Source organism: Fusobacterium necrogenes (assembly GCF_900450765.1).
GTDB lineage: Bacteria > Fusobacteriota > Fusobacteriia > Fusobacteriales > Fusobacteriaceae > Fusobacterium_A > Fusobacterium_A necrogenes.
Genome location: NZ_UGGU01000003.1, coordinates 587,865 through 604,681 on the forward strand (window position 1 = coordinate 587,865; position 16,817 = coordinate 604,681).

Below are 16,817 nucleotides of genomic sequence, written 5' to 3' on the forward strand. Positions count from 1 at the left end.
AAAAGTTAAAGATTAAAAACTATTTTACACAGAATGAAAAAAGCCACTCAAAATTTTGAGTGGTTAATTACAAATGGCTGGGGTGGCTGGATTCGAACCAACGCATGACGGAGTCAAAGTCCGTTGCCTTACCGCTTGGCGACACCCCAATTAAAAATGGTCGGAATAGCAAGATTCGAACTTGCGGCCCCCTGCTCCCAAGGCAGATGCGCTACCGGACTGCGCTATATTCCGCTTCATTGACAAAAATAATAATATCATATTTTAAAATAAATGTCAATTAAAAAATAACTTTCCAAAAAAATTTTTTAATGGTATTATATTGTAGTATAACAAAATATAAGGAGTTAAATTTATGAAATACAAAGCAATAGTATGTGATTTAGATGGAACACTTTTAAATGAAGAACATAAGTTTTCTGAAGAAACAAAAGAAACTATAAAAGAAGTTAAAAAAACAGGAAGAAAAATATTCATAGCTACAGGTCGTCATCATTTAGATGCGTTAAAATTAAAGGAGCAACTTGGATTAGACTCATATTTAATTAGTTCTAATGGAGCTAGAATACATGATGAAAATAATATAGAGGTATATGAAAAAAATATTGATAAAGAAGTAGTTGATTTCATATTATCAGTAAAGTGTAAAGAAGGAATAGAAAGACATGTTTATACAGATACAAAATGGTATGTAGAAAGAGATAAAGAGGAGTATCTCTCTTTTCATCAAGAAAGTAAATTTTTTCATGAAGTAAAGGAGTTTTCTAAGATAGAAAATGAAAAGTTTATTAAAATATTTTTTGTATCTAAGAATATAGATGAGTTGTTAAAGTTAGAAGAGTACTTCATAAAAGTCATAGGAAGTAAAGTGTCGATAACACTATCTGGGCCGGAGTGTTTAGAAATTATGGCAAAAGATGTTACTAAAGGAGAAGCTATAAAAAATATTATGCAAAAATTAAATATCTCATTAGAGAATACTATGGCTTTTGGAGATGGTTTAAATGATTATGAAATGTTAAAAGAAGTAGGGAAAGGATTACTTATGGGAAATTGTGCTACTAGACTTAGGGATAAGCTTCCTAATAATGAAATAATTGGAAAGAATATTGAAAATGGGGTAGCTAATTATTTAAAGAAACTTTTTTTATAAGGTATTATTTTAATTTTTATCTGGAGGTATGAATGGAAAAAATAAAAATTATGAAAGATAATCCTTATCATAAAAGAAATAAAATAGATAAAGTACTTAAGAAGCTTGAATTAGAAAATAGAAAGAAAGCAAAAAATCGAGGAATAGTATTGCTATTATTTTTACTTATAATATTGAGTAATTTAAATATGATCAGTACAAATTTTTATGATATTTACTATAAGGGAATAAAGGTTGTAGGAAGGCATTTTATCTATATTTTTATAGGAGTAATATGTTTTATAATTACTTCAAGAATAGATTACAAGTATTACAACAAAAATAAAGTTTGTGGCTTTATTTTTTTATTTTCTGTTTTATCTTTGCTAGGGGTAATAATAGGAAGTAAAATTCCTATGCTTTCTGAGGTAGTTCCAAAAGTAAAGGGAGCTATAGGTTGGATAAGGATAGGGGGGATAAGTATACAACCATCTGAACTTATGAAGCTTCCATTTATAATAATAATAGCTCATATACTAAAAAGATGTGAAGAGGAGAGATATGATGCTAAAAAAATTATATTTAGTTTGCTTCCAGTTTTTTTAGTATTTATAGTATTAATTAATCTCCAAAAAGATATGGGGACATCAATACATTACTTGGGTATATTTTGTTTTATGCTTTTTATGAGTAGAATAAGTATGAAGTGGATAACTATAGGAGTTATCTTTTCATTTTCTTTGATAGGAGGACTTTTTTATTATGTAACTCAATTGAGTGATCTAAGTGAAAAAAGTTATAAAATAAAAAGAATTAGTAGTTATTTAGATGGGATTTTGAGAAATGAATATGACTTTGGTGTAGGATATCAAGTAGGACAATCACTTGTTGCTTTTGGAAGTGGTGGAATAATAGGGAAAGGTTATGGTAATGGAGTACAAAAATATAGTTATCTTCCTGAGATAAAAACAGATTTTATAATGGCTACATATGGAGAAGAGTTTGGATTTATAGGAATGATACTTTTACTTTTAATTTTTTTATTATTGTTTAACATTGTCCAAAGAACAGCTATGGATACAAAGGAGTATTTTGGAAAGTATTTAGCTGTAGGAATAGCTGGGTATGTAATTATTCAAGTTATAATAAATCTTTCAGTTGCTTTAGGAATACTTCCTGTATTTGGAATACCGATGCCATTTTTTAGTTCAGGAGGAAGTTCACTTATTACAGTGTTTTCAGCCATAGGTATAATAATAAATATTAATAGACATAGGTAAATATTCTACACTTGAAATCTTAGATAAAGATGGAGAGTGTAGTTTTTTATTTTATGAAATTATAAAAATGTATAAAGAAAGTAATCTATTATTATTTTTTCTTAATTAATAAATTAATGAAATGTGTTATAATTATATCAGAATTATTAAAAAGGAGATAAATATGGGAGCTAATTGGGGACATAGTTTGAGATTATCAATTTTTGGGGAATCTCATGGAAAAGCGCTAGGGATAAATATAGATGGATTAGCTAGTGATATAGATATTGATTTTGAAAGTATAGAGAGAGATATGGGAAGGAGAGCACCAGGAAAAAATAGTTTTTCTACCCAAAGAAAAGAGAGCGATAGCTTTGAGATTTTAAGTGGAATCTGTGATGGAAAAACTACAGGAGCTCCTCTTTGTGCAATTATTAGAAATGAAGATAAAAAATCTAAGGATTATTCAAAATTAAAAGAGGTAATGAGACCTAGTCATAGTGATTATCCAGCATATATAAAATATAGAGGATATAATGATGTAAGAGGTGGAGGTCATTTTTCTGGAAGAATAACTGCCCCACTTGTTTTTGCTGGAAGCTTGGCTAAGAGTATCTTAGCTAAAAAGGGAATATATGTAGGAGCTATGATAGAGAGTATAAAAAATATAGAAGTAGAAATGCCAACTGAAGATAGATTATCTAAAGAGCTTTTTGATGAGCTGGCTAAAAAAGAGATGGCTATTTTAGATGAAAAGAAAATAGTAAAGATAAAAGAGGAGATAGAGAGAGCTAGAATGAATCAAGACTCCGTTGGTGGAACTATAGAATGTTTTGCCATAGGAGTACCAGCAGGTTTAGGAGAGCCATTTTTTGATTCATTAGAGAGTAGTATAGCTCATTTAGCTTTTTCTGTACCAGCTGTAAAAGGAATAGAGTTTGGAAAAGGATTTGATATAGCAAAATATTATGGTAGTGAAGTAAATGATGAATACTACTATAAAAATAGTATAGTGAAAACTAAATCCAATAATAACGGAGGAATATTAGGGGGAATATCCAATGGAATGCCTATAAATTTTAAAGTTGTCATAAAACCTACCCCATCTATTTCTAAGCTTCAACATACAATAAATATAAAAGATAAAAAAGATTGTGAATTAGAAATAGAGGGAAGACATGACCCTTGTATAGTACCAAGAGCAGTAGTGGTAATAGAATCAATAATGGCAATAGCATTGTTAGATAAGATATATGAAGCAGGAGGCAGATATGAATAAATATGGTCTTGTGGGGAAAAAATTGGGGCACTCACTATCTCCAGAGATACATAATTATATTTTTGATAAGCTTGGAGTAGAAGCAGAGTACTCATTGTATGAGATTGAAGATGGAAAAGATATTTTAAAATTGATGAAAGAAAAAGGGATAAAGGGATTTAATATAACTATTCCTTATAAAGAGATTGTGATGAGTCAACTTGATTTTATCTCTGAGGAAGCAGAAAAAATTGGAGCTGTAAATCTAGTGAAAATAAAAAATGGTAAAAGCTACGGGTATAATAGTGATTACTATGGGGTCATAGAGATGCTAGAAAAACATGGTGTCAAAGTAAAAGGGAAAATATGCTATGTTCTAGGAAGTGGTGGGGCTTCAAAATCTGTGATAGTAGCTCTACATGACTTAGGAGCTAAAGAGATAGTTGTAGTAACTAGAGATGTGGAATCAAAGAGAAGAGAGTTGAAAAATAGATTTAGAAATATAGAGGTAGTATCTTATGAAAATATAATAGGTGGAGATATTGTTGTAAATACTACTCCACTAGGGATGTATCCTAATATAGATAGCTCTCCTCTAGATGAGGAAATTTTAAAGCGTTTTGATATAGCTGTTGATGTTGTATATAATCCTAAGACTACGAAATTTTTACAATTAGCAAAAAATTGTAGTTTGAAATGTGTAGATGGAGTATCTATGCTTGTAGGTCAAGCTATAAAAAGTGATGAACTTTGGGAGGGAATAGAGGTAGATAGAGATACAAGAGATGAAGTAGAGAAAAGAGTTATAGAGAGATTAGAGGAGATGAAAAATAGTGAAAGTAATGGTAATAAATGGACCTAATATAAATTTTCTGGGAATAAGAGAGAAAAATATTTATGGTGTACAAACTTATGAAGAGATGTGTGCATATATTAAGGAGAATTTAGCTAAAGATATTGATGTAACAATATATCAAAGTAATATTGAGGGAGAGATTATAAACTTTATACAAAGAGCATATTTAGAAAAGTATGATGGGATAGTAATAAATCCAGGGGCATATACTCATACTTCGATAGCTCTATATGATGCTATAAAAAGTGTAGATATTCCAACAATAGAAGTACATCTCACAAATATTCATAAAAGAGAAGAATTTAGACATAAATCTTTCACAGCACCAGCTTGTATAGGACAAATTTGTGGATTAGGAAGTGATGGATATCTCTTAGCAATAGAATTTTTATATAAAAAATATACAAACAAATAGATTTATTTATGTTTGAAAAGTACTAAATATAAATTAAAAAATGATTAATATAGGAAAAAAAGTTTTTATTTTGACAAAAGTTTACTTTTATGATATTCTTTAGTATATAATAAAAAATATATCTCATATATACCTCTAATATGGAGAGGAGTTTCTACGGTTAACCTTAAATTAACTGCTATGAGTTAAAGGAAATGATGTTTGGTCATGCCTTCCTTTTTGGTATATATGAATTAAAAAAATGCTAAGGAGGAGAAAATGCTGTTTGTTGATAAGAAAAGAAAAAAATTAAAAAATAGGTTAAAAAAAGTATTTATCAACAAAGGCATAATTGTAAACCTAAGAGTAGATATAAATAATGGTCTAAGTGTGTACTGATGCAAAGCATGAGTGTGCGCTTAGACCTTTTACTTTAAAAGAGATTTTAAGGAGGAAAATGTGAAAACAGATATTCAGATAGCTCAAGAGGCAAAAATAGTAAATATTTCAGAAATAGTAAAAAAGGTAGGACTTACTGAAGATGATATAGAGCATTATGGAAAATATAAAGCAAAAGTTAACCTTGATGTGTTAAAAAGATTAGAAAATAAAAAAGATGGTAAACTAGTATTGGTAACAGCTATCACACCAACTCCAGCTGGGGAGGGAAAATCAACAGTTACAGTAGGACTTACTCAAGCTTTGAATAAATTAGGCAAATCTTCAGTAGCTGCTTTAAGAGAACCATCTCTTGGACCTGTATTTGGAATGAAAGGTGGAGCTACTGGTGGAGGATATGCACAAGTAATTCCTATGGAAGATATAAATTTACATTTTACTGGAGATTTACATGCAATAGGAGTAGCACACAACTTAATAGCTGCTTGTATTGATAACCATATCAATTCAGGAAATTTACTAAATATAGATGTTACAAAAATCTCTTGGAAAAGAGTAGTAGATATGAATGATAGAGCATTAAGAGAAATAGTTATTGGACTTGGTGGAAAAGCTAATGGAATACCTAGAGAATCATCTTTTCAAATAACAGTAGCTTCTGAGATAATGGCAGCTCTATGTTTAGCAAACTCACTTATGGATTTAAAAGATAAAATTAGAAGTATGGTATTTGGATACTCAAGAGATGGAAAAGCTCTTACAGTAGGAGATTTGAAAATAGAGGGGGCTGTAACTGCACTATTAAAAGAGGCTTTAAAACCCAACCTTGTTCAAACTTTAGAAAATACTCCAGTATTTATCCACGGGGGGCCATTTGCTAATATAGCTCATGGATGTAACTCAATCTTAGCTACAAAATTAGCATTAAAACTTTCTGATTATGCTATAACAGAGGCTGGATTTGCTGCTGACTTAGGGGCAGAAAAATTCTTAGATATAAAATGTAGAAAAGGAAATCTAAGACCTAACTGTGTAGTAATAGTAGCAACAGTAAGAGCTTTAAAACATCACGGAGGAGCTAAGGAGTTATCAGAAGAGAGCTTAGAAGCATTAGAAAAAGGAATAGCTAACTTAGATAAACATATAGAGAATATGAAAAAATATAACTTACCAGTTGTGGTAGCAATCAATAGATTTGTAAGCGACACTGAAAGAGAACTTGAATTTATTGAAAAGCACTGTAAAGAGTTAGATGTACCAGTTGCTCTATGTGAGGTATGGGCAAAAGGTGGAGAGGGAGGAATAGCTCTTGCTAAAGAGGTAATGGCTCAATTAGAAAAAGAGACTGATAACTATACACCACTTTACTCATTAGATTTAAGTATAAAAGAGAAGATAGAAACAATAGCAAAAGAGATATATGGAGCTGATGGAGTAGAGTTTAGCTCTGGAGCTAAGAAGATGTTAAAGACAATAGATGAGCTAGGATATGGAAACTTACCAGTTTGTATGTCTAAAACTCAAAAATCTTTATCAGATAATGCTTCACTAATAGGTAGACCAACAGGATTCACTGTAACAATAAATGAACTAAGAATATCAGCAGGAGCAGGATTTATAGTAGCTATGGCTGGAGATATAATAGATATGCCGGGACTACCTAAAAAACCAGCAGCAGAGTTGATAGATATAGATGAGAATGGAAGAATAGAAGGATTATTCTAATAAAAAAATCTATGTTAAAATTTTTCAGGAGGAGAAATGAATTACCGTATTTTTGTAGAAAAGAAATCAGGATTTGATTTAGATGCTAAAAGACTTGAGAATGAATTAAGAGAGAGTCTTCAATTAGAGGGGCTAGAAAAAGTAAGATTATTAAACTGTTATGATGTCTTTGGAATAGATAGTGAAGAGTTAGCAAAGGCTAAAAAACTTATATTCTCAGAGGTAGTAACAGATAGAGTAACTGAAGAGTTAGACAGTAAAGGGTCAAAATACTTTGCTGTAGAATTTTTACCAGGGCAGTTTGACCAAAGAGCTGACTCAGCTATGCAATGTTTAAATCTAATCTCTGATAAAAACCAAAATGTAGTAGTAACAAGTGGAAAAGTTATAATCTTAGAGGGAAATATATCAGAAGAGGAGCTAAACAAAGTAAAAAATTACTATATCAACCCTGTGGAGATGAGAGAGAAAATTCTTAAGAAATTAGAGGTAGAAGAGGGAGAATTAGCTCAAGAAGTTCCTGTATTTGAAGGATTTATTACATATGGAGCTGAGAAGCTAGAAAAATTTAGAAAAGAGCTTGGATTAGCTATGACATTTGCTGATATAGCCTTTGTACAAGAGTATTTTAGAGATACGGAAAAAAGAGATCCAACTGAAACAGAGATAAAGGTATTAGACACTTATTGGTCTGACCATTGTAGACATACAACATTTGAAACTAAAATAAAAAATATTGTTTTCCCAAAATCAGCTTTTGGAGAAACATTACAAAAAGCTTTCGAAAACTATTTAGGAGCAAGAAAATTTGTACATCAAGAAAGACTCGAAAAAAAATATATATCTCTAATGGATATGGCAACAATCTGTGGAAAAGAGATGAGAAAAACTGGTAAGCTAGATGACTTAGAGGTATCTGATGAGATAAATGCTTGCTCAGTATACATAGATGTAGATGTAGATGGAAAAATAGAAAAGTGGCTACTTATGTTTAAAAACGAAACTCATAACCACCCTACTGAGATAGAGCCATTTGGAGGAGCTTCTACTTGTTTAGGAGGAGCAATAAGAGACCCATTATCAGGAAGATCTTATGTATACCAAGCTATTAGGGTAACAGGTTCTGGTAACCCATTGGAAAAATTAGAGGATACTTTACAAGGAAAATTACCTCAAAAGAAAATAACAACAGGAGCAGCAGCAGGATACTCATCTTATGGAAACCAAATAGGACTTACTACTGGACATGTAGCTGAAATCTATCACGATGGATATAAGGCTAAGAGAATGGAAGTAGGAGCAGTAGTTGGAGCTGTGCCAGCTGATTGGGTAAGAAGAGAGAATGCTTCTAAGGGAGATATAGTTGTACTACTTGGAGGAAAAACAGGAAGAGATGGTTGTGGAGGAGCAACTGGTTCTTCTAAAGAGCATACAGATGATTCCTTAAGACTTTGTGGAGCAGAGGTACAAAAAGGAAATGCTCCAGAAGAGAGAAAAATCCAAAGATTATTTAGAAATCCAGAGGTTACAAGACTTGTTAAAAAATGTAATGACTTTGGAGCTGGAGGGGTATCAGTAGCAATAGGAGAGTTGGCTCCTGGACTAGATATCAACTTAGATGTAGTTCCTACTAAATATTTAGGACTTAGTGGAACAGAGTTAGCTATCTCTGAATCACAAGAGAGAATGGCAGTAGTAATAGAGGCTAAAGATAGAGATAAATTTATAGAATTAGCAAATAGAGAGAACTTACAAGCAACAGTTGTAGCAGTGGTTACTGACACAAATAGACTTGTGCTAAATTGGAAAGGTAAGAAGATAGTAGATATCTCAAGAGAGTTTTTAGATACTAACGGAGTTACTCAAGAAACAGAGGTAGAGGTAGAAAATATCTCTTATGAAGAAAGCCCACTTACAAAGGTAGCTTATGAGGGAGAGAATTTAGAAGCTAAATGGTACAATATGTTATCATCTTTAAATGTAGCTTCTCAAAAGGGACTTATGGAGATATTTGACTCTACAATAGGAGCTACTACAGTACTTATGCCATTTGGTGGAAAATATCAAATGACTCCAACAGATGTAAGCGTACAAAAATTACCATTACTTAAAGGGGAAACAGATACAGCTTCTGCTATCACTTGGGGATACAATCCAGTATTATCATCTTGGTCACAATTCCATGGTGGAGCTTATGCAGTAGTTGAATCATTAGCAAAATTAGTAAGTGTGGGAGTAGATTATAAGAGAGTAAGACTTTCATTCCAAGAGTACTTCCAAAAACTTGGACAAAATCCTAAAAACTGGGGAAAACCTTTCTCAGCTCTATTAGGAACAATAGAGATGCAAAGAGCTTTTGAAATACCAGCTATTGGAGGAAAGGACTCTATGAGTGGAACATTTAATGATATTCACGTTCCACCTACACTAATATCTTTTGCTGTATCTCCAGTAAAAGCTAGTGTAGTAATATCTCCAGAGTTTAAAAAGGCTGGAAACAAAATCTACTTAGTAAAACACCATATGTTAGAAAACTATATGCCTAATGTGGAAGAGTTAAAAGCAAACTTTGAATATGTATATGAAAATATAGTTAATGGAAATATAGTATCAGCTATGACATTAAAAACTGGTGGTATAGCTGAAGCAGTAAGTAAAATGACATTTGGAAACAGAATAGGAGCTAAGATATCTAATCTTGGAGATGAGTTATTCAAGTTAGGATATGGAACATTTATAGTGGAGTCAAATGTAGAGCTTACAGGTAAAAATGTAGAATTATTAGGAGAAACAATCTCTGAATACAAAGTAGTAGTAGGAGATATTGAGATAGATATGACTGCAGGAGAGAAGGTATGGTTAGATAAACTATTCCCAGTTTTCCCTCATAAAACAGTAGAGAAAGTTGAAAAATATATCTGGACTCCTTACAATGCTAAAGAGATAGTAGTTTGTAAAAATAAGATAGCTAAACCAAGAGTATTAGTACCAGCTTTCCCAGGAACAAACTGTGAATATGATTCAGCTAGAGTATTTGAAAAAGCTGGGGCAGAATCAAATATATTAGTATTTAGAAACCTAACTCAAGAGTATATCAATGACTCAATAGAAAAGGTGGTAAAAGAGATAAATAACTCTCAAATCCTAATGTTCCCAGGAGGATTCAGTGCTGGAGATGAGCCAGATGGTTCTGGTAAATTTATAGCAACAGTACTTACTAACCCTAAAGTAGCAGAAGCTATCCATAAGTTCTTAGAGAGAGATGGACTTATATTAGGAATTTGTAATGGATTCCAAGCTCTTATCAAATCTGGATTACTTCCTTATGGAGAGATAGGTAAGGTTACTGAAGATTCACCAACTCTTACATTCAATAAGATAGGTAGACATATATCTCAAATGGTAAAAACTAAAGTAACTTCTAATAAATCACCTTGGCTTGCTGGAATAGAAACAGGTTTAGAGTTTGAAATAGCTGTGTCACATGGAGAGGGAAGATTCTTTGCTAGTGATGAGGTAATTAAAAAGCTATTTGAAAATGGACAAGTGGCAACTCAATATGTCAACTTAGAGGGAGAGCCAACTAATGAGTTTAGATTTAACCCTAATGGTTCAAGCTTTGCTATTGAAGGAATTACTTCTCCAGATGGAAGAGTATTTGGTAAGATGGGACATACAGAAAGATATGGAAACAATGTATTTAAAAATATAATTGGAAATAAAGAGCAAAAAATATTTGAAAATGGAGTAAAATATTTCAAATAATTTAGGAGGACAAATGAAAGTAGCTATTATTTTCGGAAGTAAATCAGATACAGAGAAGATGAGAGGAGCAGCTAACTGCTTAAAAGAGTTTGGAATAGAGTATTCAGCTCATGTACTTTCAGCTCATAGAGTACCTGAAAAATTAGAAGAAACATTAGAAAAATTAGAAGTAGAAGGTTATGATGTAATTATAGCTGGAGCTGGACTTGCAGCTCATTTACCTGGAGTTATAGCTTCAAAAACTACACTGCCAGTAATAGGAGTGCCTATTGAGGCAGCTTTTAACGGAATGGACGCACTACTATCAATAGTACAAATGCCAAAATCAATCCCAGTAGCAACTGTTGGAGTAAATAACTCATATAATGCAGGAATGTTAGCTGTACAAATGCTTTCATTAAAATCTCCAGAACTAAAAGAGAAATTAAGAAACTTCAGAAAAGATATGAAAGCTAAGTTTATAGCTGATAATGAGTCAGGAGTAGAACTATAAGATAAATTATAATATTGAAAACTTAAAGAGTTGCGTAAATTACGTAAAGAAGTTAAATTAACTCAGCGAAATCGAACGCTAAAAAACGCAACTGTTTGAACGAAGTGAGTTTTGCGTTTTTAGTGAGATAAGCCATAGTTAATCAACTTCTTGAAGTATGGAGCAACTCTTAGTTTTCAAGAGAATGAATTAGAATAAAAATAAGGTATAAAAATATTAAAAGTATCTCAGGAGGAATTAAAATGTCAGTAGAAAAAAAAGATTTTATTTATGAAGGAAAAGCTAAACAAGTATATTCAACAACAGATGAGAACTTAGTAATAATTCACTATAAAGATGATGCAACAGCAGGAAATGGAACTAAAAAAGGAACAATAGTAAATAAAGGTGTAATGAACAACAAAATAACAGCTATGTTATTCAGAATGTTAGAGAAAAATGGAATAAAAACTCACTTAGTAGATGTATTAAATGATAGAGATCAACTTTGTCAAAAAGTAAAAATATTTCCATTAGAAGTAATAGTAAGAAACGTAATAGCTGGTTCAATGGCAGCAAGAGTTGGAGTTCCAGAGGGAACTAAACCAACTAATACAATATTCGAAATTTGCTATAAAAATGACGCTTATGGAGACCCATTAATCAATGACCATCATGCAGTTGCTTTAGGACTTTGTACTTATGAAGAGTTAGCAGAGATATATAGAATTACTGCTCAGATCAATAATCTATTGAAAGATGCTTTTGATAAAACAGGGATCACTTTAGTGGACTTTAAAATAGAATTTGGTAAAAATTTTAAAGGAGAAATCTTACTAGCTGATGAAATAACTCCAGACACTTGTAGATTATGGGATAAAGAAACTGGAAAGAAATTAGATAAAGATAGATTTAGAAGAGATCTTGGTGGAATAGAAGAGGCTTATATAGAAGTATTAAAGAGATTGGGGGCTTAATGATGAACTGCACAGAAATTCTAATGGCTAAAGATAAAATGGAAGAGGAGTGTGGAGTATTTGGAATATATTCAAAAGAGGTAAATGAAGTAGCACAAATAACTTACTACGGATTATATGCTCTTCAACATAGAGGTCAAGAGAGTGCGGGAATATCTGTTTCTAATTTTGGAGAGATAGTAACTTATAAAGGAATGGGACTTACTGCAGATGTATTTACACCAGAAACTTTAAATAATCTTGTTGGAAATGCTGCAATAGGACATGTGAGATACTCTACAACAGGGGCGAGCAAATTAGAAAATGCTCAGCCTCTTGAGAGTAGATATAAATTAGGGCAAATAGCAGTAGCTCACAATGGAAATTTAACTAATGCAAAGATAATAAGAGAGTTATTAGAAGATGCTGGTTCTACTTTTAATACTTCAATAGACTCAGAAGTTATCATCAAGATGATAGCAAGAAAAGCTAATGGAAATGTTGAAGATGCTATAAGAAGTACAGTAGGAGCTATAAAAGGAGCTTATGCATTAGTAATCTTAGCTGGAAACAAATTGGTAGGAGTAAGAGACCCATATGGAATAAGACCACTTTGCTTAGGTATAAATGAAAATGGAGATTATATTTTAGCTTCTGAATCTTGTGCCATTGATGCTGTGGGAGGAACTCTAATTAGAGATGTATTACCAGGAGAGATGGTAATAATAGATGAGAATGGAGTAAAATCTGTAAAATATTCAGAAAATAATAAAAAAGCACCTTGCTCATTTGAACACATATACTTTGCTAGACCTGATAGTGTAATAGATGGATTAAATGTATACGAGTCTAGGGTAGAGGCTGGAAGATTACTTGCTAAACAGATGAAAGTAGATGCAGATGTAGTAATAGGTGTACCAGATTCTGGAATACCAGCAGCTATTGGTTTTGCTGAAGCTAGTGGAATACCTTATGCAATAGGGCTAGTAAAAAATAAATATATAGGAAGAACATTTATAAAACCTACTCAAGCTCTAAGAGAGCAAGCTGTAATGGTAAAATTAAATCCATTAAAAGTAAATCTTGAAGGAAAAAGAGTAGTAATAATTGATGACTCACTAGTGAGAGGAACAACAAGTAAGATTTTAATAGAGATAATCAGAAGAGCAGGAGCTAAGGAAGTACACTTCCGTTCAGCTTCTCCAGCTGTAAAACACTCTTGCTATTTTGGGATAGATACGGCTCATAGGGAGGAGTTAATAGCAGCTAGATTATCAGTAGAAGAGATAAGAAAAGAAATAAATGCAGATACATTAGATTACTTATCGATGGAAAATATGTTAAAGTCTTTAAAAGGATGTGACTACTGTGTAGGATGCTTTAATGGAGAATATCCAGTAGATACACCAACAGAAATATAAAAACAATTTAAATTTTGGAGGAAAAAATGGCAATTTCATATAAAGAAGCTGGAGTAGATAAAGAGGAAGGATATAGAGCAGTAGAGCTGATGAAGAAAGCTGTTGCTAAAACAATGAATAGTAACGTATTAAATGGACTTGGAAGTTTTGGAGCTATGTATGAGTTAGGAAAATATGAAAATCCTGTATTAGTTTCTGGAACTGATGGAGTAGGAACAAAATTAGAGATAGCTCTTACTACAAAAAAATATGACACAGTAGGAATAGATGCTGTTGCTATGTGTGTAAATGACGTTCTTTGTCACGGAGCAAAACCAATATTCTTTTTAGATTATCTAGCTTGTGGAAAATTAGATGCTGAAGTAGCAGCTGAATTAGTTTCTGGAGTAGCTGAAGGTTGTTATCAAGCTGGAGCTGCCCTTATAGGTGGAGAAACAGCAGAAATGCCAGGATTCTACAAAGTAGGAGATTATGATATAGCTGGTTTCTGTGTGGGAGCAGTAGAAAAATCTAAAATAGTAAATGGAAGTACAACTTCTGAAGGAGATATCTTAATAGCTATACCATCTTCTGGAGTACATAGTAATGGATTCTCATTAGTAAGAAAGGTAATAACTGACTATAATAAAGAGTATAATGGAAAACCAATTAGTGAAACTCTTCTTACACCTACAAAAATATATGTAAAACCAGTTCTTGCTGTATTAGAAAAATATAATGTAAAAGGTATGGCTCATATAACTGGAGGAGGATTACCTGAGAACTTACCTAGAACAATAAGTGAAGGACATCAACCAGTTGTATTAAAAGAAAAATTAAGAGTATTAGACATATTTAAATATATTCAAAAAGAGGGGGATATCCCAGAAGATGAGATGTATGGAACATTCAATATGGGAGTAGGTTTTGTACTAGTAGTAGACCCTAAAGATAAAGATGGAGTAATAGAAGAGCTTGCTAAATATGGAGAAGAAGCTTTTGAAATAGGATATGTTCAAAAGGGAGAAAAGGGACTATGTTTAAAATAGGAGTTTTAGTTTCTGGTGGAGGAAGTAATCTTCAATCCATAATAGATAAATCTAAAAGTGGAGAATTACAATGTAACGTTGAAGTTGTAATTGGAGATAGAGAGTGTTATGGAGTAGAGAGAGCTAAGGAAGCTGGAATAGATAGGCATGTATTAGATAGAAAAATTTTAAAAAAAGAGCTATGTAAAGAAATAGATAAAATCATAACAGAAAAAGGAGTAGAGTTAGTAGTTTTAGCTGGATTTTTATCTATTATTGATGAGGAGTTTGTGAACAAGTGGAAAGGAAAAATAATTAATATTCATCCTTCACTTCTCCCAAAGTTTGGCGGTCCTGGAATGTATGGGATAAAAGTACATGAAGCTGTACTAAAAGCTGGAGAGCAAGAAAGTGGTTGTACAGTACACTATGTGGATACAGGAGTTGATAGTGGAGAGATAATAGCTCAAAAGAGAGTAAAAGTTTTAGTCGGCGATACTCCAGAGACATTACAGAAGAGAATATTGATGGAGGAACATAAACTTTTACCTGAATCTATTGCAAAAATTATAACAGAAAAAAATAAAGGAGTTTATTCATAATGAAAAGAGCATTAATATCAGTTTTTGATAAAAATGGAATATTAGAGTTTGTACAATTTTTAGTAAAACACAATGTGGAGATAATCTCAACAGGTGGAACATATAGATATTTAAAAGAGAATGGAGTACCTGTAATAGAGGTAGCTGAAGTAACAAAAGCTCCAGAGATGTTAGATGGAAGAGTAAAAACTCTACACCCTGTAATTCATGGAGGAATTTTAGCTATAAGAGATAATGAGGAGCATATGGCTACTATAAAAGCTAGAGGAATAGAAACTATTGATATGGTAGTTGTAAATCTATATCCATTCTTTAAGAAAGTAAATGAGGATTTGACTTTTGAAGAAAAAGTTGAATTCATAGATATTGGTGGACCTACAATGCTAAGATCAGCAGCGAAATCTTTTAAAGATGTTGTAGTAATTAGTGATACAGCTGACTATGAAACTGTTATGAGAGAGATGGAAGCTGGAGAGGTAACATTTGAAACAAGAAAAAGACTTGCTGGAAAAGTTTTCAACTTAACATCTGCTTATGATGCAGCTATATCTAGTTTCTTACTTGGAGATGAGATGCCTCATTATCTAAATGCTTCATATGAAAAAGTTATGGATTTAAGATATGGAGAGAATCCTCATCAAAAAGCTGCTTATTATGTATCAACTACTGATAGTGGAGCTATGAAAGATTTTGAACAATTAAATGGAAAAGAGCTTTCATTTAATAATATAAGAGATATGGACGTAGCTTGGAAAGTAGCTTGTGAATTTGAAGAACCAGCTTGTTGTGGAGTAAAACATTCTACTCCATGTGGGGCAGCTATTGGAAAGGATATACATGAAGCTTATGTAAAAGCTTATGAGTGTGATCCTGTATCTATATTTGGAGGAATAGTAGCTCTTAATAAAGAGGTAGATAAGGCAACTGCTGAGGAGTTAGTAAAAATATTCTTAGAGATAGTAATAGCTCCAAGCTTTACAGAGGAAGCTTTAGAAGTGTTGCGAACTAAGAAAAATCTAAGAGTAATAAAATGCCATCATAAACCTATGGATAAAATAAATTTTGTAAAAGTAGATGGAGGAATCTTAGTACAAGATGAGGATTTGAGTTTCTCTACTCACTATGAAACTGTTACAGAAAAAGTTCCTACTGAAAAAGAGATGAGTGACTTAGACTTTGGAATGAAGATAGTAAAACATGTAAAATCTAATGCTATTGTAGTAGCTAAAGAGAAGATGGCTATTGGAATAGGAAATGGAGAAACAAACAGAATTTGGCCTACTGAACAAGCAATAGAAAGAGCTGGAGAGAGAATAGAGGGAGCTGTTCTTGCTTCTGACGCTTTCTTTCCATTTAGAGATGTAGTAGACACTTGTGCAAAACATGGAATCAAGGCCATCATTCAACCTGGTGGATCTCTTAGAGATAAGGAATCTATTGAAGCTTGTAATGAGCATGGAATAGCTATGATATTCAGTGGAATGAGACATTTCAAACACTAATTTTCTATGAATTAGATTAAGAAAACTTTAAGAATTGTGGAGATTATGGAGAGAAGTTAGATTAACTTA

The 16,817-nt window shown here is 32.2% G+C and carries 13 protein-coding genes, 2 tRNA genes and 1 riboswitch; of the genes, 13 read left to right on the top strand and 2 right to left on the bottom strand.

Features of this window, described 5'->3' with window-relative positions; all coding sequences use genetic code 11:
* Positions 1 to 74: 74 nt before the first annotated feature.
* Positions 75 to 149: transfer RNA gene (locus tag DYA59_RS03130), tRNA-Gln, on the bottom strand.
* 8 nt (positions 150 to 157) lie between these two features.
* Positions 158 to 234, bottom strand: a tRNA-Pro gene (locus DYA59_RS03135).
* A 121-nt stretch (positions 235 to 355) separates the two neighbouring features.
* On the opposite strand from DYA59_RS03135, the gene DYA59_RS03140 reads away from it, so the two are divergent.
* The 13 genes from DYA59_RS03140 to purH all read left to right on the top strand — a co-directional run bounded on the left by DYA59_RS03140 (position 356) and on the right by purH (position 16,748).
* Complete coding sequence (locus tag DYA59_RS03140) at positions 356 to 1,153, top strand: Cof-type HAD-IIB family hydrolase (protein ID WP_115269282.1); 798 nt, start codon at positions 356 to 358, stop codon at positions 1,151 to 1,153.
* 32 nt (positions 1,154 to 1,185) lie between these two features.
* Positions 1,186 to 2,412 (top strand): FtsW/RodA/SpoVE family cell cycle protein, encoded by a 1,227-nt coding sequence (locus DYA59_RS03145; RefSeq protein ID WP_115269284.1) that lies wholly within the window; start codon positions 1,186 to 1,188, stop codon positions 2,410 to 2,412.
* Between the two features lie 163 nt (positions 2,413 to 2,575).
* Positions 2,576 to 3,670: a chorismate synthase gene (aroC, locus tag DYA59_RS03150; protein WP_115269286.1), complete on the top strand. Its 1,095-nt coding sequence runs from the start codon at positions 2,576 to 2,578 to the stop codon at positions 3,668 to 3,670.
* Entirely contained in the window at positions 3,663 to 4,511 is an 849-nt protein-coding gene (gene aroE / locus DYA59_RS03155; RefSeq protein WP_115269288.1) for a shikimate dehydrogenase, read from the top strand. The genes aroC and aroE overlap by 8 nt, the downstream gene beginning before the upstream one ends.
* Entirely contained in the window at positions 4,483 to 4,920 is a 438-nt protein-coding gene (aroQ, locus tag DYA59_RS03160) for a type II 3-dehydroquinate dehydratase (RefSeq protein WP_115269290.1), read from the top strand. Before aroE ends, aroQ begins: the two co-directional genes overlap by 29 nt.
* A 103-nt stretch (positions 4,921 to 5,023) precedes the next feature.
* Positions 5,024 to 5,121, top strand: a riboswitch (purine riboswitch).
* Positions 5,122 to 5,358: 237 nt separating this feature from the next.
* Positions 5,359 to 7,023 (top strand): formate--tetrahydrofolate ligase, encoded by a 1,665-nt coding sequence (locus tag DYA59_RS03165; protein WP_115269292.1) that lies wholly within the window; start codon positions 5,359 to 5,361, stop codon positions 7,021 to 7,023.
* Between the two features lie 36 nt (positions 7,024 to 7,059).
* Entirely contained in the window at positions 7,060 to 10,788 is a 3,729-nt protein-coding gene (locus DYA59_RS03170) for a phosphoribosylformylglycinamidine synthase (protein WP_115269294.1), read from the top strand.
* Positions 10,789 to 10,801: 13 nt separating this feature from the next.
* The gene (gene purE, locus DYA59_RS03175; RefSeq protein WP_005887045.1) at positions 10,802 to 11,281 is read left to right on the top strand and encodes a 5-(carboxyamino)imidazole ribonucleotide mutase; all 480 of its coding nucleotides are present in this window, start codon (positions 10,802 to 10,804) and stop codon (positions 11,279 to 11,281) included.
* A 242-nt stretch (positions 11,282 to 11,523) separates the two neighbouring features.
* Positions 11,524 to 12,237 carry a phosphoribosylaminoimidazolesuccinocarboxamide synthase gene (gene purC / locus DYA59_RS03180; RefSeq protein ID WP_115269296.1) on the top strand — a complete coding sequence of 238 codons (714 nt, stop codon included), beginning with the start codon at positions 11,524 to 11,526 and terminating at the stop codon, positions 12,235 to 12,237.
* 2 nt (positions 12,238 to 12,239) lie between these two features.
* Positions 12,240 to 13,637: an amidophosphoribosyltransferase gene (purF, locus tag DYA59_RS03185; protein ID WP_115271458.1), complete on the top strand. Its 1,398-nt coding sequence runs from the start codon at positions 12,240 to 12,242 to the stop codon at positions 13,635 to 13,637.
* Positions 13,638 to 13,663: 26 nt separating this feature from the next.
* Positions 13,664 to 14,665 carry a phosphoribosylformylglycinamidine cyclo-ligase gene (purM, locus tag DYA59_RS03190; protein WP_005887049.1) on the top strand — a complete coding sequence of 334 codons (1,002 nt, stop codon included), beginning with the start codon at positions 13,664 to 13,666 and terminating at the stop codon, positions 14,663 to 14,665.
* Complete coding sequence (gene purN / locus DYA59_RS03195) at positions 14,653 to 15,246, top strand: phosphoribosylglycinamide formyltransferase (RefSeq protein ID WP_115269299.1); 594 nt, start codon at positions 14,653 to 14,655, stop codon at positions 15,244 to 15,246. The genes purM and purN overlap by 13 nt, the downstream gene beginning before the upstream one ends.
* A complete protein-coding gene (purH, locus tag DYA59_RS03200) occupies positions 15,243 to 16,748 on the top strand; it encodes a bifunctional phosphoribosylaminoimidazolecarboxamide formyltransferase/IMP cyclohydrolase (protein WP_172606979.1) in 1,506 nt (501 codons plus the stop codon). The genes purN and purH overlap by 4 nt, the downstream gene beginning before the upstream one ends.
* Positions 16,749 to 16,817: the final 69 nt, after the last annotated feature.